Genomic DNA, 18,979 nt, shown 5'->3' on the forward strand with positions numbered 1-18,979 from the left:
TTGTGATGATCATTTCTCTTGCAAGCACGCAAACGATGTCGCAGCGCATTGATAAAACGACGCTCCTGAGCCGGCTGGAACACGCCGGCATAAATCGAACCTTTACGATTGCGTTTACTCCCCGCTGTGGCAGCACGGTCTTGTCTAATGCGTTGACCAGTGCTCACCTTGGGCGGCCGACCGAGTATTTCCAGTACCCCTACTCCGAACAGTCGCCATTTGGCATCACGCCCGGGGAACGATTCGAAGAAGATTTTGAAACGCTGATACTCGATCGAAGTGTCAATGGTATTTTCGGCTCGAAAATCATGCACGATCATCGTGCGCATCTCGATGACTGGTTGGCAACCAGCGTTCACGGCTACGCGACGTTGGACGATATTTTACCCAATCACAGATGGATTTATATCCGGCGAGAAAATTCGATCAAGCAAGCCGTATCCCTCTACATTGCGGATGAAACGGGTGTATGGCACATGCCGACATGCAGTGACTCGGATACATCTACACCGAAAGTTCGATACGACTTCTTCGCGATTCTGACGAAGCTGATGATGCTTTTGTCGCATGAGGCTAACTGGGAAGCCTATTTCGATAAGACAGGCATTCGGCCGCTGCGTATGACGTACGAATCGCTGATAGCTTCGCCGTCCCAGTTCTTCACGGAATTGGCCGATCATCTCGGCGTTCCTGCCGACGCGATAGCCAGCGCCCATTTGAGCCGCAATGGGGGGCTGAACAAGATATCCGACCGGATGAGTGACGTGTATCGAGACATCCGTGAACGATTTACGGAAGATTTTCTCGATATCGGACGTCGCGATAACCGAGCGAAGCTCGGCGCCGGCCTAGATCGCTGGGTCGATTTCTTCGGCAACCAGCGTTGGCGCACCGATGACTCTTAAAAACGAAATATCTGCTGGTGCGTGGTTATTCCGCGGTAGACACGATACCTGTCTATGCTCACCCTCTCGCACCATTGACCATCGACCGCGTCCGGTCCATGGGTGGCTCGGCAAGAAAGAGTTGCCGCCATGAATCGACACTCCTGAACTCCACGAAACGATACGTCATCGCGGAAAGAAATACCGTCGCCCCAATAAAGCACGCGATACGTACCGCACCTGCTCCGCCGACATCGATCTGCAACGCGCGCAATATCGGCAGATGCCAAAGATAGACGCTGTAGCATCCCATGCCGAGGACCTGCAGTAGGCGGGAACGCAGAAGTCTTGCAAACAGTGACCCATGGCTCAGTGCGGTAACCACGAACAACGCCAACGCGATGTCGAGTACGTTGTTCAGGAGGGCCGTCCATTCGGCGGGAATCCGCTTGTCGAAGCATCCGGCAAAACCCCAGGACGCCACGGCAAGCAATGCAGTCGCAGCGAGGGGCAGAATACGGCAACCACTCAGCCATCGTCCGTCCACATAAGAACGCGCGAGCCACATGCCAATAACAAACTCATCGAGTCGACCGATGAGAAGCGCATCGATGACCCAATCTGGTCCGAAAAACACCGGGTAGTAAATTCTCCGGAGCAACCTGACGCACAACGAGAGAAAAATTGTAAGGCCGAGCAGTCGCGTCAACCCGACCCGCTCCGCAATCGCGACCAGGAGTGGAAATATCAGACTGAACATGACTTCCGCTCCGACGGACCAGAGCGCCCAGTTCGAAAATGGCGAGAATGTATCCGGGAAAAACGGAAACGTAAAAGTCAGACACCGTACGATCTCGTGGATCGCATGTTCGTTTGCATTGGCAAATTGACCGCTCAGAGCAAACGTCGCCACCACGACAAAAAAATAAAGCGGCATCAGGCGAAGAAAACGATGCCTGTAGAAGTGAACGATCTCTTCGCGCCGGGTGAAGCGCCGTTTGTCTGCCGCATACGGCAAATAAAGCACGAAACCGGAAAGGATGAAGAACAGGTTGACACCCATCCATCCATTCCACAGTATCGCTTCAGTGGGCATACCAAATAGGCTTGGCGGCGCCGGAACAAGAACAAAGCTCAAGTGATGCCAGACCACTGCAAGAATGGCAATTCCGCGTAGTCCGTTGAGCTCGGCCACGCGAGAGATTTCAACTCGGTGCTCAGAAACAGCGGCCATGGTTTTCGTCGATCGCCCTTTGTCGCTACGTCACGCATATTGCATGTATCTGCAATATGCGTGACCCAAATTCGCCGCCTCGATCTTATTACAACAACTTCAACATAAGTGATTCGAAGCTGGGCAGCACACGCAAATTGCCATATCCGCTGATGTGATCGCCGTCGAAGAACAGCGGTTTCTTGCCGTCATACGCCGAGCACGTTCTATCCGAACACAGCGTCGGCAACGGATCCCACGTATATACATTCGGCACCTTCGCTTCCATCTGTGCATACGATTGAAGAATCGGCGCTCGCATCTCGTCGATTTCGCTGCGGTCGATCAACGGACCGCGCTCGCAAATTGGATTGTGTCGATTGAACCAATCCGAGCAACGATATGGAACCATGCGGAAGATCGGCTTTGGCGCTTCCAGCACAACTTTTCCACCATGCCTCTCTATCTCTTGCAGTATCGGAATGGCCTCTTCGACTGACCGATTTCGACCTTTCACTGCCTCGTCACCAAACAACTGATTCCGTGCAGTTTCGTCGCCAAAGTACGCCCACTGATCGATCATTCGGGGCAAACGCAACGAAGGCAAGAAAACTACGTCACCGGGCTGCAGCTTCGTCAACATGTCCTTCAATGCCGAATCGCCGTATTGATGGCAAACCGGGTTTCCATCCTCGCGCCACGGCTGCAAACTAAGAAACGGGCAACCGGCGTTGTTGTAAGCGTAAACCGTGACACCCGTCTGCACGACGAACTGCTTGAACATGCCCGAATAGGCCATCGCGTGAGAATCGCCAATCACGAAGATCCGATGCGCACTCTTCGCAGGAAGATCACAGTTCTTCCGCGCATAAACCCAGAGCTGTCCGCCCTGCACGTCCTGAGGCGCAACGTCGGTATGACAACCGGGGAAAGCAGGATTCGTATCTGTCCCGTACGGATACCAATCGTCTCCGTGTCTCGTCACCGTGCTCAAGGAAAATTTGGGCTGAGCTTCAGCCATCATAGACGACAGGCCCGCGCCGCCGATCATCAAGCAAAGTCCGCATCCGACGATGACGAGCCGTGGAATTCGCGTTGCCGACAATCCGTGGCGGAACGGTTCCTCAATGAAACGGTACGAGGCCATCGCAAGTGCAAACGTCAGCACGATGGCGCAAACGATCGTGAGCACGGACTCAAGCCCGGCCGTCCAGCGCAGGACCACGTAAATCGGCCAGTGCCACAAATAGAGCGAATAGGAAATCCGTCCGACGAAGCGAGCCGGACCACTCTCAAGGACCGTCGAGATGAAGCCTGCATGCTCGCGACGATACAAGAATCCCAGCAAGCCGACCGTGCCGACCACTGGAATGATCGCACCCGGGAATGGATAGTGATCCGACTTCGAAGTCACGAGCCCAACCATCACGATCGCCAATGACACCCATGCCCCGATCTTGGTGCCCACGGTAGCAGGCGCTCGACTCGATTCGTCCGTGACGAACCCAGAGAGTATGAAACATTGGTACAGCAAAACGCCGGCGGCCAATTCCCAAAATCGACCGAAAATAAAGTAAAACGCCTGCGTTTGGTTTGCCTGCCCGAGCCAGTGCCCCCATACCAGCGATGCACCTAATCCCGCAGCAATCAGAATGACAGACAGATGCCGCCAGTTTTTTCGGGCAAGCCAGGCCCAGAATAAAAATGGAAAGGCGAGATAGAATTGCTCTTCAACGCCAAGCGACCAGGTATGCGTGTACGGATTGAATTCAGCGGTCGGAGAAAAGTAGTCGTTGCCGACCGAGCCCAAAATGAAATTGCTCAGGCCGAAGAACGCGTAGAGCCCGGTCTTTTGACTCTTATCACTTAGGTACGACGACGGGATGAACAGTGCTGAAACCAGCCCCGTCACAAGCAACACGACAATCAATGCGGGCAAGATTCGTCGCATCCGCCGTGCGTAGAACAGCAGCAAAAATCGCCCAATCGAGACCGAACCGAGATTCGCGACCGAGGAACTGACCACGAATCCGGAGATCACGAAAAAGATATCGACTCCCGAAAACCCACCAGGAAGCCAATGTGCGTTCAGATGGAACAGCATGACGGACAACACCGCCAACGCACGCAGGCCGTCGATATATGGAAAATAGGCTGTCTTCGCACTCGCCATTGCTAGTTATCTTGAAAATTAGACGCCCTTCATCACCGCCTGGGCGTCATCCCAGGCAGGCCGCCTTGAATTATTGGATCTTGCTTACAAGATTGACGAAATTCCTTGCTACCCTGCCCGGAGAAAACTCCTCCGCGTACCGAGTCGCGTGTGTGACAAACGTCTGATAACTCTCATCACCGGAACCACGCCAAGCAGCCGACACCACTTTCTCCACTGCCTGAGCAAGTTCCGCGGAGAGACTGTCGATGCAGCCCGTGTTGACGAGTCGACCGAAGCCGTTCGTTACCGACGGAACGTTGGAATTGTCGTAGGCGATGACGTAGCATCCGTTGGAGATCGCCTCGACAATCGGTACACCGAATCCTTCATGATAGGTCGGCAGGACGAACAAATCCGCATCCTGCAGAATTTCATGCTTCTGCTCTTCTGAAGCATTGCCATGAATTTTGATCTCGACGCGTCGACCATATTGACGCGCCAACGTGGCAATGATCGTCTCGATCTGTGCCAGTAGCTCGGGGTCGGAAAACAGCAGATTACCAACCATATCCAGCTTTACCGCACATGTCGGATTCGATGCCAACACGTTGCTGAGCGCCATCAGCAACTCATGTGGCCCCTTCGACTTCACAAACCTGCCGATGAATGCGATGCGCACGATGTTGTCCACAACGCTCGGTTTTCTCGATGGAGGATGCGACATCGAGTGAATAGCGAGAGGCAACACGGTGGCAGGCGTATCGATACCAGCCTTGCGAAGCACCTCGAGATTCGTGTCGCTAACGCAGATAACGTGATCAGCCCACGCAATATTCGACATTTGCGAAAAGGACTGATCGATCAGTGCACGACTTTCCGGTTTGACGAACTCTCGCGGCGTGACGTTATGAAACACGACCAGACGTCGCGCGCGCGCCGGAACGATCGACAACAGATCGAATAGCGGATAGTAGATGCCGAAGTGAAAGATGACGACATCGCTCGCGAGAAAGTGTGGATCGAACGCAATATCCCTGACCTCGGATACGACCGTCGACGGAATGTCGTCATACTCGCATGCGTATGCGTACAAGCGAACGTCATCGACACCGCTCTTGCGCAGCGCACGTACTTCGTCACGGATGCTGTTGGAAATCGCGTCGTTCTTTACGCAAATTCCGTTCACGTATGAGACTTTCATTGCGCAACCGCATTGAGATGGTTGTTGATCGCAAGCGAATAAAGCGCGCCGCTCTCGGATGCCATCCGCTTCGCCGTGAACCGCTCCGCGAACAGGCGTCTTCCGGCATTCCCCATGCGCTCACGCAATTCGGACGAGTCGACAAGTCGCCGAATTGCTTGCGCCAGCGACTTCGCGTCGCCAGGCGTCACCAGCAACCCAGTTACTTCGTGCGAAACCACTTCCGGCATCCCGCCCGCTGCGCAACCAATGACAGGCTTTCCTTCGCGCATGGCCTCCAGGAACACGAGGCCAAACGATTCGAACCGGCTCGGGGCGACAAAGACGTCACATTCCGCATAAGCTGCGCGCACCACATCATCCGGCACACGGCCTTCGAACGACAAACGGTCACCCCACTTGCGCCCAGCCTCCGAGTCGATAAAAGCGTCCTTGATAGGACGTCCGGTCGGCCCAGGCAACGTGTCATCACCAATCACACGCACCTTCACGTTCGGCATTTCCGCGAACACGTCCGGGAGCGCCTCCAACAATACGTCGATTCCTTTGCGCGGCTCGAGTCGGCCAACAAACAGCAACGTGACATCATCGGAGTTCGACGTGCGCTTCCCGTTCGACGCGGTCACATTTGCCGCGAGGCCGTGCGGCACGACGATCGTTTTCTGTTGATCGAATTTGAATCCGTAAGCAGCCTCGATCTCGGTCACGATCGCTCTACTATTGGCGCGCACCGCATCCGCGCGCGTCATCATCTCCTGTTCCAGCTCTAGCATAGGCTTGCCGAACGACTTCATCCATGCGGCATCTGCAGCATACTCAGGATGCGTCTCAATCCAGAAATGCAGTGTCGTGTGCAGACTCGTCACGACTGGCCAACGACCATCGAACAGGAATGCGCATCCTTCGCAGTCCCAGATCGGCGCTTCGACCACACCGATCTTGCGATGCGATGCAATGCGCTCGACTTCCTCCAGCGCTGTTGCCGACCAGTTCCAGATGTGGGCTGGAATATTCCGCTCGACGGCCTCGCTGGAACGCGCCATCTCTTTCGTCACGATACGGTGAATCCATGCACCATTTTCGAAATCGACGCGATTGAAATCCGGGCTCTGTGTAATCACGTGGACAATTCGGCCCTGCGAGCCAAGCCCTTCCGCGAGATCCTTGTTAAAGGTAGCGATTCCGCCCGTTTGTGCCGGCGGATAATCGCGCGCGATAAGCACAATTGCGTCTTGACTGGGATCGCCAAATGTCTCGAATTTCTTGAACTCACCGGCGACACGCGCCTTCTTTTCTGCGGTGATCAATTCCGCGTGCCCGTGCAGCCCATGTTCAACGCCCGTGTTCCACGCCCGGGCATTCTCTTCCTTGAATTTATCGAGTTCCGACTTGTCGAGACGGCCGCCGTCTATATGAAAGCGAATATCGTTTTCGTGCCCTTGCGAAAACTTCCGGTTATCGTCGAAAATCTCGTCCAGCGGCAAATATTTGCGCGCGTGCTTCAACGAGAAATAGATCTTGTTCTTGATCACCGGATATCGGTAACGCGTGATCTTGTGATCATCGCGAACATGGCTCGGTGCAAATTTGTGATGCACGTATGCGTTCGGCAACTGACGAATGACATATCCGGCATCGACCAGTCGGCAGCACAGCTCCGTTTCGTCGAGGTAGTACTCGATCTCCTCGTCGAAGCCGCCCACTTCCATCAGGGCTGACCGACGAAACGATGCGTTTGTCCCTTGAAGGTACGGAAACTCATAAGATCCAGGGAAACACAGATGCTCGGCACTCTTCTTGGCGGCCCAGTTCGAATTCCCCAGGCGATTGGCAGTACTATACTCATACTGGAACGTGTAACCCGTTTGATCGAACACGAGCCCCCCCGCACCGCCAATCTCCGGAGAGTCATATGCAGCCGCGAGCTGCGTTAGCCATTCCGGCTCCGGGATTGCATCGTCATCGATGAAGGCAACAACGTCACCTTCCGCCATGCAGATGCCGACGTTTCGCGACACCGATAGATTCGCGACCGGGCACGTACCAGCGCGGATGAACGATGACCAGGACGAAATCACTTCCGCCGACCCGTCAGTCGACGGCCCGTTAACTACGATGACTTCGAAGTCACCAGCGTACCGGATCCAGCGAAAACTCTCCAACGTCTTCTGGAGCAATGCGGCACGATTGAGCGTATTTATGACAATCGAAAAGCTCAACATGGGTTACCTCGATCTTTCGGTACTGTGTTTGATGGTGATACTCGATGGAGCCGCGTCGGTCGCCCATTCGACGGCTCCCAATGCTTGCCGTTTCGCCACGACCACCGAGGGCCTGACAGAACGAAGGCGGGCGACGACTGCGCTCGATCGCATGCGTTGCGTCAGGCCGACGTCGCGCGTTTCGCCACGATCTCGAATTCGTAGCAGTTTCCGTTGCGTCGGCCGGTCTCGATCACCGAAATATCGACAAACCCGGCCTCCTTCAGAGTGGCCGACAGGGATTCAGGGGTGAACATGTTGAAGTGGAAGTCACCGTCGTAGTCCTGGCCACCGAACGTGACTTCGCGCAGATACGCGTACGGGTAGTCACCGTCGATGTAGTTCTTCATCATCGCTTGTGCATCGGGGACGACCGCATGGAATTCGCCGCCCGGTTTCAGAAGGCTGAACCAGTAGGGCAGCAGCTCGCGAGCCATCTGCTCCTGGGGAAAATGCTCAAGCAAGTGCGCGGAGAAGATTTCAGTCAACTCGCCGTTCTTGAACGGCAGCTCATCGACCTCCGAGACGATATCGACACCGGGCAATGCTCGGCGGTCGACGTTCAGATAGCCGTCCAGCGCAATGTGTCCGCAACCGAGGTTAAGTCTCAATTGGCCGTTGCTGGCTGCCGCAGCCACCTTTTCCTTCGCGATGATTTCCGTTTTCGCCTTCAGCGTGTCTTCGTTCTCGCCCGGCGACGAAGCGCCATAGCGCATTTCGAACATCAATTCCCGGCGAACGAATTCGACACGACCAAGCAGATACCGGACAGAGTCGTCCAAGCCGCCCAAGCGCTCCTCCAGGCGACGTGTAAGTGCCTCGACTTCCGACAGACGGCCGTCCGCATGTTCGCGCTGCTTCACCCATGCCGCGTGGTCTGACGCCTCGCGCTGTTCGAGCACGGCCTTCAATTGCTTGACGTCCCCGTGAAGCCGTCGCAATGCGACGGGCACCGATCGCACGAGATTGTCTTGGTCGTTATCAATCAATCGCTGACGATCGTTCAGTTCCGACAACGTGCGCAAGAGCATCGGCAACTGATCTCTTTCATACACATCCTGACGACGCATGACGTCCGCTCGGAACTCAGGGAGCCGAATCGCGGCCACAACGATGCGTACGAGTCGGCCCACTACCGGCCAATTCGCGACGACTCGCACCACCTTTCTAATTTCAGCCTTCATATTCAATCAACTCTCAAAATGCGCTCAATGATTCTCTGCCGCGATCTAAGCGCGGTGCTCACGGAGTTTCCATCCTCGACTTCCCTTTGACGGTGCGAAAAGTCTGCAGCATCGAGGACGCCATGGAACTGCGTGCGTATACTCAAATCAACTTCCGGATCTTGCGCGCGGGTACCCCACCGTACAGCCATCCCGCCTCGACTTCGTCACACGTCACGATCGCGCCCGCCGCAATCACTGCGTGGTCGCCGATCGTACAGGGGCCCATGACGACCGCATTGGATGCAATCCAGACCCCTCGCCCAATCACGATATCGCGCCCCTCCCGCGGATAGTCGTGCCGCGCGGACATCTGCTCAGTCAACGGATGCGTGCCGGTAATCAGACTGACGTTATGACCGAAGAACGTCTGGTCACCAATGACGATGTGCCCCGACGACACGTTCATCAGCGTGTTCACCAACTGCACGCCCTCTCCGAGCGAGATGCGATCCCATCCCCCCCCGAACACGACCGGTGTCATGACGAGCCGCTGAGCGATGCCAGGCGTCATTCGCTCGGCGAGTCGCTCGACGACAGAATCCGACTCCCATGGAACGGATTGCGGCGTTTGGGTCGCATGCTCCGTCGCCACGCACCGAGCAACCCGGGTCGTGAACTCCGACGATTCGGCAAGACGCGAAACCACGCGATCGGTCACGGCTTCAATCAGTCGCTCCCGAATTCTTGCTCTAAGGCGCTGAAACATGTGCATATCCGATTGAGAACGACGTGGTCGCTCAATCGAGCGAATGCATCGAAACATCGTAGTCCACGTGCACAACACCCCACAGATCCCGCTTCACGACTTCATCGGGGAAGCGCACTGCGAACCGTGCGCCACCCACGCAGTAATCGATCACGTTCGTGACGAGACTCTGCCCACGATTCTCGGGATGCTCCGTAGTCACGCCAACCCCTGCGATCAATCCGTATTCACCGGGACACAAGGGGTTCGCGAAGGTGAACTCCAGCATATGCTGAATATGCGGCGCGGCCTCCGACGGGAACACGTCTCGGACGGCAGAACTGAAATGCAGGATTTGTCGTCCCGATGAATCGGTGATGCCGAGCGCAAGCGAACTGCGTTCGGGAGGAGGCGATACGACATGAAAGAAAACGCGAACGCGAATCTTCTTCTCGATATCGACCGTATCGCACTCATTGCCCTCAGGATCGATCACGCTGATATCGTCGATCCGGATCTCGCCGGTCCCGGTACGCAACGGTTCGACCCGCGAGGAAAATGCGCGAGTCCGGGCCTTGTCAGGGCGCACGCGTGTATGCGTCGTCACTGCTTCGCCGGCCGCGACTTGCGTTTCCGTCGTAACTTCATCTTCGTCGTCGACCTCGGTAACGTCGATGCCGGCTCGCACCATCCTGCTGAACACTTCGCTCTGGTAGGCAGCACCGACCTGCTTCGAACTGCCAAGCAGTCGAACGCGCCCTTTCTCGAGCCAGAGGCCCCGATTGCACAGTGCGCGCACCGAGTCCGCAGCGTGCGTCACGTAAATGAACGTCGTTCCTTCATCAAGCATCGTGCGAATCTTGTGCAGGCACTTGTTCTGAAAGTACGCATCCCCGACACTCAGCGCCTCGTCAACGATCAGAATGTCCGGCTGCACGTAGACCGCGCAGGCAAACCCGAGCCGCACCGCCATACCGCTGCTGTATGTCTTGACGGGATGATCGACAGCATCGCCAAGTTCGCTGAACCTGATTATTTCGGGCTGAGCCGCAATGGCCTGCTCCTGTAGCATGCCATGCAGCATGCAGAACTGAACGATGTTTTCTCGACCGGACAGCTCCGGATTGAACCCGGCCCCCAATTCGAGCAACGCCGATACGCGCCCGGAGACGTTCACCAGACCGGAACTCGGATTGAGTACGCCTGCCAGGATCTTCAGAAGCGTACTTTTGCCACTGCCGTTTTCCCCCACCACGCCGAATCGATCGCCTTTCTCAAGTGAGAAGGAAACGTCGTCCAGCGCACGGGTTTCGCGAAAATATTGCTTCTTCCCCGCCGACATCAACTCGAGCAGGCGATGTCGCGGCGAGGAATACGAACGGTAGATCTTGCTGATATTGCTCAGCTCGATAACGTTGGAGGGATCTTGTGTCGTCATGAACTAACTCTGATCCTTAAAGGACGTCTGCGAAGCCGGGCTTCAGCTTGCGAAAAATGTATGCACCGATCGCAACGGTAGCCGCTGCCACGACAATCAGGATGCCAATGTATTCCCAATTGAATGGAATTCCTGGGAACACGGCCTGCCGAGACGCCTCCACCATGTAGTAGAAAGGGTTGAGCGTCATGACGATATTACGCATCCAGATCATGCGCGACGCCTCTACCATCGTCGCCGGATAGAGAATCGGCGTGAGCCAGAAAATGATATTCGTACACAGCGGCACGATCGGCACCATGTCGGGGACATAGACCGAAATGGCGGAAATGCCATAGGCAAAGCCGATCGAAATCGCAAGCGAAAGCGCCCAGATAACGGGAAACATCCAAATCATGGTTCCCGGCACGACGCCCTTGATGATCAACAGGCCGATCACGAAAACGAAAATGATGCCCTGGCTGATGAGCGCCGACGTGAGCGGAATCAACGGCAAGACCCAGACCGGAAATGCGATCTTGCTGATGAGATAGCTGTATTCCCGCAAGATACCGGTGCTGCGCCCTGTCACTTCGGTAAAGACGGTCCACAGCGAGAATGGTACGAAATAGAAAAGCGCAAACGGAATGTCACCGTACTGCGCCCCCATTCGCCCCCGCATCAGGATCGAGAACACGACCACGTTGATGAGGGAGTAGAGAAGCGGTACGCCGACGTTCCACGCCGTACCTGCGTACGAGCTGGCGTAGCGGTTCTTCAGGTCTCGCTTCGCAAGCATCCACGCCAACCTCAGTGAACTCCCGACGGAGTGATGTGCTTTGTCCTGCATCGGTTTTCGTTACCCAATTAATTTGCGTCCCTTGGACGGCGGACTCGAATGACACGCGCCTGGTCGATGTGCTGCGCGACGAACTCAGGCGCCATTCAGTTCTCTTGCACTGCGCCGACGGGGCGGCAGTCGACGGTAGTGACACACGCGCCGTGCGCTACTTCCGCTCGGCAAACCCATCATTTTATCAGCCGTCTCGCCTGACAGATGACCGCTCTCCGACGAGCCCACGGACAATGCCGCCCAACCGCGACGACATCTCGTCCCATGACCGAGCCTGAATCCACGCCGCCTGAGCGTCGGCCTTGCTGCTCAACAGCGAGGCATCGCCGAGCAACGTGGCCAGATCAGCAGAAATCGCGCGCGCATCGGTACCGGAAAACCGATGCACGAGTTCTCCGAGATCGTCGAAGATCGGAATCGGTGTACAGGCAACGGGTCGATTGGCTGCGAGTCCGTACCGCACGGCACCGCTCGCCGATTCGGCCGTGTCCTGATACGCAAACACGACAAGATCGGCCGCATCCAGATATGCAAAGCTCTCGCGATCAGGCAGGAAGTCGGTAATCATCTGCACGCGGTCTTCGAGGTTGAACGTCTTGATCAGATTTCTGCATCGATCGGCGGTCAACTCCGAATCGCGAACCGGATACAGCGCGTTGACCATCAACAGGCGCGCCTGCGGCAGCTCTTTCGATATCATCGAAAACGCTTCGATGACTTCCTCCAACCCTTTGTGCGGAAGTAGGAAGCCATACGTAGCAATGACCGGAGCCTCGACTGGAATGTTCAGCGCCGTTCGAGACGCGAGTCGGTCGGACGACTCGCGCGCATGAACGCCATGGGGAAATAGCGTTGCATTGTCGACGAGGCCCAATATCCGGAGCCGATTCAGGTCGTCGACACTATGCACAAGCAGGCGGTCGGCGCCACGCAGCGCGTCGGCGATCTCCGACAACGAGGCTCGATAGTCCGGCGTATCGACATCCTTGGTCGAGTGGAACGTAATCACGATCGGGATGTCGTGTGCGTTCGCATACTCGACGATTCGCGCCGTTGAAGGCATGCTGAAGAAGCCAAAGTTGTGCTGCAGCATGATCGCGTCAGGCCGGCATCGATCGAGCTCAGCGAGCAACTCATCGATACGGCCGCGCTGATCCGTCCAGCACCGCGTGACTTCTGGACCATCATCGATGACAACGGCAGGATCGCGTGATGCGAAAATCCTGACATCGAACCATGCCGGATCGAGACTACCGACCAGGAATGAAGAATAGGTCGCGATGCCGCATTTCGTGTTCCACGACGAAATCCATGCGAGCCGAGTCCGTCGAGCGGATGCGGGCTCCAAACGCCGGACCGACGCTTCCAGCCCGATCAGTCGCTCTGCGCATCGGTCCCACGTAAAGCGCGATTCGAGCAACGCACGACCGCGCTCTGCTTTTTCGGCGCGCGCTTCCGCCGTCGCTTCGCGAACCGCCTTCAGTTGCGTGACGAGGCTGTCGACATCAGGTTCGGCCCAGACGGAGTCGAACAACCCGAGGTGCGTTTTGGCACGTTCGAACGTAAAGTCGACCAGCCACGCAGTCTCGTCCGTGCAGAAGTCGGCCTGCCCACCGAACGCCGTCGTGATCACGGGCAGCCCGAACCACATTGCCTCGCCCATCGGCAAGCCGAAGCCCTCTCCCCGGGACGGCGCCACGAATGCGTGGCACCGGTGGTAAAGGTCCACGATCGCGCCTGCGTCCAGATCTTCCTCGATGAGCACAATCTCCGGACACTCGGGATAGCGCCGGCGCAACGCCTGGATTTGGGCAGAAACCGTGTTGTGCGGATTGGGAAACGTTTTGATGACCAGTGAGACATCGTCGCGCGCGGTGAATGCCTTGGCGAATGCATCGAGCAGCACGTCGACACCCTTGCGCGGAAAGCATGACGATATGTGCAGAAAACGAAAACCCTTTCCGAGCGAGCCGCGATATTCGATCCGCTCGGCACGGGCGACATGATCGACGCCGTTGCCAACCGGAGCAATCATCCCTGCATAGCCGTTGTCTCGCATGACCTTCGCCACGAACGTCGAGATTGCCGCCACTCCGTCGAGATGCGCGTTGAATGCACCGATCCAGGCAGCGGGCAGCTCCGATTCCTCCCATGCAAAATGAAGGAAATTGTACAGGCCGTCCATGTCATGAACGCGCGGCGGATAGAGATCGCGGACAACAACGTCGGCACCGCTACGCTTTCCGCCGCGCGCCACGAGCTCGGGGAGTCCGCGAATCGAGCTGATTTTTCGATCGTCAGGCACATAGTCGCCCGGCCCCTCGGTCGCAAACAAGCTCACCTCACCGCGATTTGCACGGTCAAGTGCAAAAGCCAATTCGCGATTGGTCAGAGCGAGGCTGTATGACGTCTCGAATGGTCCCTCGACCTGATAGTGCGGCGGACACTCCCCATCGATACGAGTGCGCGTGTCGATCGGCTGGGGAATCTCTATACCTTGCTGACGCAGGAACTGCTGTAACTGTTCCAGCAGCGCTGGGCGTTCGAATTGTCGGACTCGTTTGCGCTGTTCGACAACTATCGCGCGACGCAACGCGCGATCTTCCGATACGGCGCGCAACAGCGCCGCTACGGCTTGCGGGTGCTTGTCGTGAATGAGCAGTCCGGCACCGCCTAGCGTCGACTCGATATTGCTACTCGCATACGCGATCACCGGCACATCGAAAGTCATCGCCTCGATTAGCGGAACGCCGAAACCCTCATGATCGCTGAGACACAGGAATACACTTGCCGCCCGGTACCAGCCGTAGAGATCCTCGTCAGGAACTTTCCCCGCAAAGCGAACGATTTCGCTCAGTTCAAGCTCATTGATCAATTGCTGCAGTTCGAGATAGTACGGCTCCTCTTCTCCGTACCCGCCGACAAACACGAACTGGAACGGCCGGGGCATCATTGCTCTCAGTTGAGCCGCCGCTTCCACGAGATCGCGATGCGCCTTGTTCGGCGAGATTCGGCCGACAAACAAGACCGTCATCACCTGTGACTGCTCCTGAACGAGCACATCGTTCCATTGCGCCGAGCGGATCTTTGCCGCATCGATCAGGAGCGGAATCGTCGTAACCCTTTCGTAGCCGCGCTCGCTCAGCTCACGCGCGTTGAGATCAGACACCGCGATTGCAGCCGCGAAGTGCTCACGAAATGCACCGAGTTGGGCACGGCCCTTGGCCGAGTAGTGTCTGAACGGGGAGCGTTCGTCGAAAAACGATTCGGGCGTAATGTTGTGATAGATCAGAATGGTTGTGCACGGCAGATTCGTGACCCACTCGTCCTGATCATGCCCCATCGAATGATGCAACAGCATCACGTCTTCTTCGGACCCGATGTATTCCCTGAAATAGCGGATCTTGCCCGTCAATTCCGGCGCAACGTGTTCGGCAAAGATCTCGGATTCAAAACCTAGCTCATGCAGCAGCGCCTGGATCATGAACATACTGTTGGTCACGGCATCCGCAACCGCGCTTCCGGAGTGAAACTGATGGATCGCACCCGTTCTCCGTGACTGCGCAGGGAGCGACTTACCCTCGATGTTGGCCATGGTTCGTGATACGGTGTTTGATGAACCCACTGCGCGTGTTACTCCGTTGTGCATGATGTAAGAACTGCTATCCGGTTCCGTCGCTGTCAACGCGCAGCCGTCCTGCCGTTACGGCCTGGCATGGTAGCAGCACAGATCTCGACAAGGCGTCCTGCAAGCTTCCCGGAGTCGACGCCTTTCACATCCGCGTCGAGAAAGCCATCGATCGTGGCTTGATCACATTGCGACGTGCGCGCCGCAACCAGCTCCGCGTAGTTCCGGCGAGACAGGCTTCCCTCCTTCCAGCGCGTAACCGAAATGGATTGTGCCCCGGCAAAGCGAGGAGCCGCGAGCGGCGCAAGCCGCGCCCAAATTCGCGGATGGCGATCGCGCACCCAAAACACCATCGCGCGCGCCACTGCGCTTCGGCGAGCAGTTTCGCGAAGAAGCGAAATGCTGCGTCGCTTCAATACCGGCCACGATGGATCACGCGCGAACCGGATGGCTGATTTCGCGACCTGCCCGACAGCGCGGACCGGAGCGGTAATGCGCCAGGACGAACTGGACAAAATTGCAGTCAGTTGACGCTCTGCCGCATCCGCCTGCGCCTGAGCGGCAGTGGCCTGATAGCTGTTCCGACGCGCATGCATCGTCGCCTCGCGCGCTTGCGCCCGCGCTTCGACGAGTTGGGCCTCGAGCGCCTCTACGCGGGCCTGCAGCGTGGCGAGAGCATCAGCGGACTGAACCGGCTCACCAGGAGCAAAATTTTGTGACGTTGAGTCCATCGCTACAGCACCATCCATTGAATCGATTCGTCAGGCATTGTCTCCGATCGACAATGCCGCCGCCTCCGCCCCCCGGGGACGATCGCACGCAACTGCGGCGCACTTACCGGCGGATCGGCGAGGCAACATGCAGGGGCCAACGAGTTTATCGCAGCGGTTGCCCGGCCCAACCGCAATGAGATCATCGCCATTCAGGAATCCAGACATAATCGCAGCGCTTCATCCCATGCCGGCATCCGTACGCCGAACGTACTGGCCAGTTTTGCCCCGGACAGGCGCGAGTTTTTGGGGCGCCGCGCTGGCACCGGGTATTCGCTCGCGGCGATCGGCAGCACACGTGGCGCGTTGTCGCCTAGCGTCACTCGGAAAATCTCCTGCGCGAAACCATGCCACGATGTTTCCCCGCCCGCCGCGAGATGGTAGACACCCGAGTGCAGCGCCCGCCTGTTGCCAATGTTCGGTGCCAGATACTGCGCCAAAATATGCGCGGTCGCAGCAGCGATCGAATTCGACCAGGTGGGAGCCCCGAGTTGATCGGCCACGATTCGTAGCTCGGATCGCTCGGCGGCGAGCTTGAGCATCGTGAGCAGGAAGTTCTTCCCGCGACGCCCATAAACCCAGCTCGTACGTAGTATCAAGTGATCACAACCTGTCGCTGCAATGGCTCGCTCGCCCTCAAGCTTCGTTAGGCCATACACATTTTGCGGATTGGCCTCGTCCGTTTCGACATAGGCGCCCTCCTTCATGCCATCGAACACATAATCTGTCGAGTAATGAACGAGCAGTGCATTCAGCCGCAATGCCTCCTCGGCAAACACGCGCGGCACATCGGTATTCAGGCGCCGTGCGGTATCGATGTCCGATTCCGCCTTGTCAACGGCGGTATAAGCCGCAGGATTCACAACGATCGCCGGCTTCAAATCACGCACCACTGCCCGCACTTGATCCAGATCGGACAAATCGAGCATCGTTCGGTCACACGCTACTACGCGTCCGAGCCCCTGCAGCGTACGCAACAGTTCGAATCCCACTTGGCCGTTGACGCCCGTCACGAGAATCGTCGGGGCAAGACCGGGGCGATCCTCACGCATAGACTTCGGCCTCGCTCAAGGATTTGCCCGCCGCATCTTTCGCCGCCAGCACCGGTTGGCCCTCGAACGGCCATTCGATCCCGATTTCGCGATCGTTCCACGCGATGCAGCGCTCATGTTCCGGGAACCAGTAGTCAGTCGTCTTGTACAGGAACTGCGCTGCCTCCGAAAGCACGACGAAACCGTGTGCAAATCCTGGGGGCACCCATAGCTGCCGGTGATTATCCTGCGACAGCGTTACCCCGACCCACTTTCCGAAGTTCGGGGAAGCGCGTCGAATGTCGACAGCGACATCGAACACCTCTCCTTCGACCACACGCACGAGCTTGCCCTGCGCGTGCTCAATCTGATAGTGCAGCCCGCGTAACACACCTTTCGATGACCGTGAGTGATTGTCCTGCACGAACTGGACTCCCGGTGCCACCTGCGCAGCAAACTCGCGCGCGTTGAAACTCTCGTAGAAATACCCGCGCGCATCGCCGAACACCTTCGGTTCGATGACCTTGACTTCTGGCAGTGCCGTTGCCGTTACTTGGATTGCCATGCGACCTGGTGCGTGAGAAGGTTTCGGAGGTACTGCCCATACGCGTTCTTCGACAACGGTTGCGCCAGTTTCAGCACCTGTTCCGCGTCGATCCACTGCCGCCGATACGCGATTTCTTCGGGACAAGCGACGACGAGCCCTTGCCGCTTCTGCAATGTCGCGATGAAACTTGCCGCCTCGATCAACGAATCGTGAGTGCCCGTGTCGAGCCATGCATAACCGCGGCCCATGATCTCGACGTTCAACGCGCCGTCCTCGAGATAGCGGGAATTGACGTCGGTGATTTCGAGCTCGCCGCGCGGCGACGGCTTGATATCGGCCGCGATGTCGCACACGCGGTTGTCGTAGAAATACAGCCCCGTGACCGCATAGTTCGAACGCGGCTTCGCAGGCTTCTCCTCGATCGACAGCGCGCGGAACGACGCGTCGAATTCAACGACGCCATAACGTTCGGGATCCTGCACGTGATACGCGAACACGGTCGCACCGTCCTCCAGTGCATATGCGCGCTCGAGTTGCTTTGCAAGATCGTGCCCGTAAAAAATGTTGTCGCCGAGGATGAGCGCCGACGGATCGTTGCCGACGAATTCGCGACCGATGATGAACGCCTGCGCAAGACCGTCGGGTGACGGTTGCACCGCATACTGGATGTTCATCCCCCACTGGCTGCCGTCGCCGAGCATCGACTCGAAGCGCGGGGTGTCCTGCGGCGTCGAAATGATCAGGACGTCGCGAATGCCCGCGACCATCAGCGTCGAGAGCGGGTAGTAGATCATCGGCTTGTCGTACACCGGCAGGAGCTGCTTCGATACGACGTGCGTGATCGGATAGAGCCGTGTGCCGGAGCCGCCAGCGAGAATGATGCCCTTACGTGCCATCGATCGACTCCTCAAGCGCGTTCCGCGTAGTTGGTTTCGACCCACTTGAGGTATTCGCCCGAGGCTACCTCATCGACCCACACCTGGTTGTCGAGATACCAGCGCACCGTTTTCGCGAGGCCGGTTTCGAACGTTTCGGCCGGCTTCCAGCCGAGTTCGCGCTCGAGCTTGCGTGCATCGATTGCATAACGGCGATCGTGGCCCGGACGGTC

General features: G+C 57.3%; 15 protein-coding genes. 1 reads left to right on the top strand and 14 read right to left on the bottom strand.

The genetic code is table 11. From position 1 onward, the window contains the following. Window positions 1-5 precede the first annotated feature (5 nt). On the top strand, window positions 6-905 hold the full coding sequence (locus tag HW466_RS23840) for a Stf0 family sulfotransferase (protein ID WP_059807488.1): 900 nt from the start codon (window positions 6-8) through the stop codon (window positions 903-905). A gap of 58 nt (window positions 906-963) precedes the next feature. Here HW466_RS23840 and HW466_RS23845 read toward each other — a convergent pair whose 3' ends face one another. From HW466_RS23845 to HW466_RS23910, 14 genes are all read right to left on the bottom strand, one after another. After that, window positions 964-2,118 (bottom strand): acyltransferase family protein, encoded by a 1,155-nt coding sequence (locus HW466_RS23845; protein WP_151003344.1) that lies wholly within the window; start codon window positions 2,116-2,118, stop codon window positions 964-966. An 88-nt stretch (window positions 2,119-2,206) separates the two neighbouring features. Next, window positions 2,207-4,270, bottom strand: coding sequence for an acyltransferase family protein (locus tag HW466_RS23850; RefSeq protein ID WP_151003347.1), 2,064 nt, complete (start codon window positions 4,268-4,270; stop codon window positions 2,207-2,209). Between the two features lie 70 nt (window positions 4,271-4,340). Next, window positions 4,341-5,453, bottom strand: a complete 1,113-nt coding sequence (locus tag HW466_RS23855) for a glycosyltransferase family 4 protein (RefSeq protein WP_059807497.1) — start codon at window positions 5,451-5,453, stop codon at window positions 4,341-4,343. After that, window positions 5,450-7,675: a glycosyltransferase gene (locus tag HW466_RS23860; protein ID WP_060338561.1), complete on the bottom strand. Its 2,226-nt coding sequence runs from the start codon at window positions 7,673-7,675 to the stop codon at window positions 5,450-5,452. Before HW466_RS23860 ends, HW466_RS23855 begins: the two co-directional genes overlap by 4 nt. A gap of 161 nt (window positions 7,676-7,836) precedes the next feature. Continuing rightward, on the bottom strand, window positions 7,837-8,784 hold the full coding sequence (locus tag HW466_RS23865) for a class I SAM-dependent methyltransferase (RefSeq protein WP_081333570.1): 948 nt from the start codon (window positions 8,782-8,784) through the stop codon (window positions 7,837-7,839). Window positions 8,785-9,040: 256 nt separating this feature from the next. Next, window positions 9,041-9,646, bottom strand: coding sequence for an acyltransferase (locus tag HW466_RS23870; RefSeq protein ID WP_170296616.1), 606 nt, complete (start codon window positions 9,644-9,646; stop codon window positions 9,041-9,043). Between the two features lie 31 nt (window positions 9,647-9,677). After that, entirely contained in the window at window positions 9,678-11,063 is a 1,386-nt protein-coding gene (locus HW466_RS23875) for an ABC transporter ATP-binding protein (protein ID WP_059807511.1), read from the bottom strand. A 16-nt stretch (window positions 11,064-11,079) separates the two neighbouring features. Further along, window positions 11,080-11,892: an ABC transporter permease gene (locus HW466_RS23880; protein WP_059807514.1), complete on the bottom strand. Its 813-nt coding sequence runs from the start codon at window positions 11,890-11,892 to the stop codon at window positions 11,080-11,082. A gap of 187 nt (window positions 11,893-12,079) precedes the next feature. Continuing rightward, a complete protein-coding gene (locus HW466_RS23885; RefSeq protein ID WP_059807516.1) occupies window positions 12,080-15,490 on the bottom strand; it encodes a glycosyltransferase family 4 protein in 3,411 nt (1,136 codons plus the stop codon). Between the two features lie 86 nt (window positions 15,491-15,576). Continuing rightward, window positions 15,577-16,272 (bottom strand): hypothetical protein, encoded by a 696-nt coding sequence (locus tag HW466_RS23890; RefSeq protein ID WP_155675231.1) that lies wholly within the window; start codon window positions 16,270-16,272, stop codon window positions 15,577-15,579. A gap of 173 nt (window positions 16,273-16,445) precedes the next feature. Further along, on the bottom strand, window positions 16,446-17,345 hold the full coding sequence (gene rfbD, locus HW466_RS23895) for a dTDP-4-dehydrorhamnose reductase (RefSeq protein ID WP_151003351.1): 900 nt from the start codon (window positions 17,343-17,345) through the stop codon (window positions 16,446-16,448). After that, the gene (gene rfbC / locus HW466_RS23900; RefSeq protein ID WP_059807525.1) at window positions 17,338-17,889 is read right to left on the bottom strand and encodes a dTDP-4-dehydrorhamnose 3,5-epimerase; all 552 of its coding nucleotides are present in this window, start codon (window positions 17,887-17,889) and stop codon (window positions 17,338-17,340) included. Before rfbC ends, rfbD begins: the two co-directional genes overlap by 8 nt. After that, window positions 17,874-18,767, bottom strand: coding sequence for a glucose-1-phosphate thymidylyltransferase RfbA (gene rfbA, locus HW466_RS23905; RefSeq protein WP_059807528.1), 894 nt, complete (start codon window positions 18,765-18,767; stop codon window positions 17,874-17,876). The genes rfbC and rfbA overlap by 16 nt, the downstream gene beginning before the upstream one ends. Before the next feature lie 11 nt (window positions 18,768-18,778). Then, window positions 18,779-18,979 (bottom strand): GDP-mannose 4,6-dehydratase (locus HW466_RS23910; RefSeq protein WP_176316103.1); only part of this gene is annotated, 201 nt, incomplete at its 5' end.

Source organism: Burkholderia territorii, assembly GCF_902833055.1.
Lineage (GTDB): Bacteria > Pseudomonadota > Gammaproteobacteria > Burkholderiales > Burkholderiaceae > Burkholderia > Burkholderia territorii.

What these genes read in the sequence shown, in the direction of transcription:
- HW466_RS23840 (WP_059807488.1), top strand. Translation starts at nt 6, where the DNA reads ATGATCATTTCTCTTGCAAGCACGCAAACGATGTCGCAGCGCATTGAT.
- HW466_RS23845 (WP_151003344.1), bottom strand. Translation starts at nt 2,118, where the DNA reads ATGGCCGCTGTTTCTGAGCACCGAGTTGAAATCTCTCGCGTGGCCGAG.
- HW466_RS23850 (WP_151003347.1), bottom strand. Translation starts at nt 4,270, where the DNA reads ATGGCGAGTGCGAAGACAGCCTATTTTCCATATATCGACGGCCTGCGT.
- HW466_RS23855 (WP_059807497.1), bottom strand. Translation starts at nt 5,453, where the DNA reads ATGAAAGTCTCATACGTGAACGGAATTTGCGTAAAGAACGACGCGATT.
- HW466_RS23860 (WP_060338561.1), bottom strand. Translation starts at nt 7,675, where the DNA reads ATGTTGAGCTTTTCGATTGTCATAAATACGCTCAATCGTGCCGCATTG.
- HW466_RS23865 (WP_081333570.1), bottom strand. Translation starts at nt 8,784, where the DNA reads ATGCGTCGTCAGGATGTGTATGAAAGAGATCAGTTGCCGATGCTCTTG.
- HW466_RS23870 (WP_170296616.1), bottom strand. Translation starts at nt 9,646, where the DNA reads ATGTTTCAGCGCCTTAGAGCAAGAATTCGGGAGCGACTGATTGAAGCC.
- HW466_RS23875 (WP_059807511.1), bottom strand. Translation starts at nt 11,063, where the DNA reads ATGACGACACAAGATCCCTCCAACGTTATCGAGCTGAGCAATATCAGC.
- HW466_RS23880 (WP_059807514.1), bottom strand. Translation starts at nt 11,892, where the DNA reads ATGCAGGACAAAGCACATCACTCCGTCGGGAGTTCACTGAGGTTGGCG.
- HW466_RS23885 (WP_059807516.1), bottom strand. Translation starts at nt 15,490, where the DNA reads ATGGCCAACATCGAGGGTAAGTCGCTCCCTGCGCAGTCACGGAGAACG.
- HW466_RS23890 (WP_155675231.1), bottom strand. Translation starts at nt 16,272, where the DNA reads ATGGATGGTGCTGTAGCGATGGACTCAACGTCACAAAATTTTGCTCCT.
- rfbD (WP_151003351.1), bottom strand. Translation starts at nt 17,345, where the DNA reads ATGCGTGAGGATCGCCCCGGTCTTGCCCCGACGATTCTCGTGACGGGC.
- rfbC (WP_059807525.1), bottom strand. Translation starts at nt 17,889, where the DNA reads ATGGCAATCCAAGTAACGGCAACGGCACTGCCAGAAGTCAAGGTCATC.
- rfbA (WP_059807528.1), bottom strand. Translation starts at nt 18,767, where the DNA reads ATGGCACGTAAGGGCATCATTCTCGCTGGCGGCTCCGGCACACGGCTC.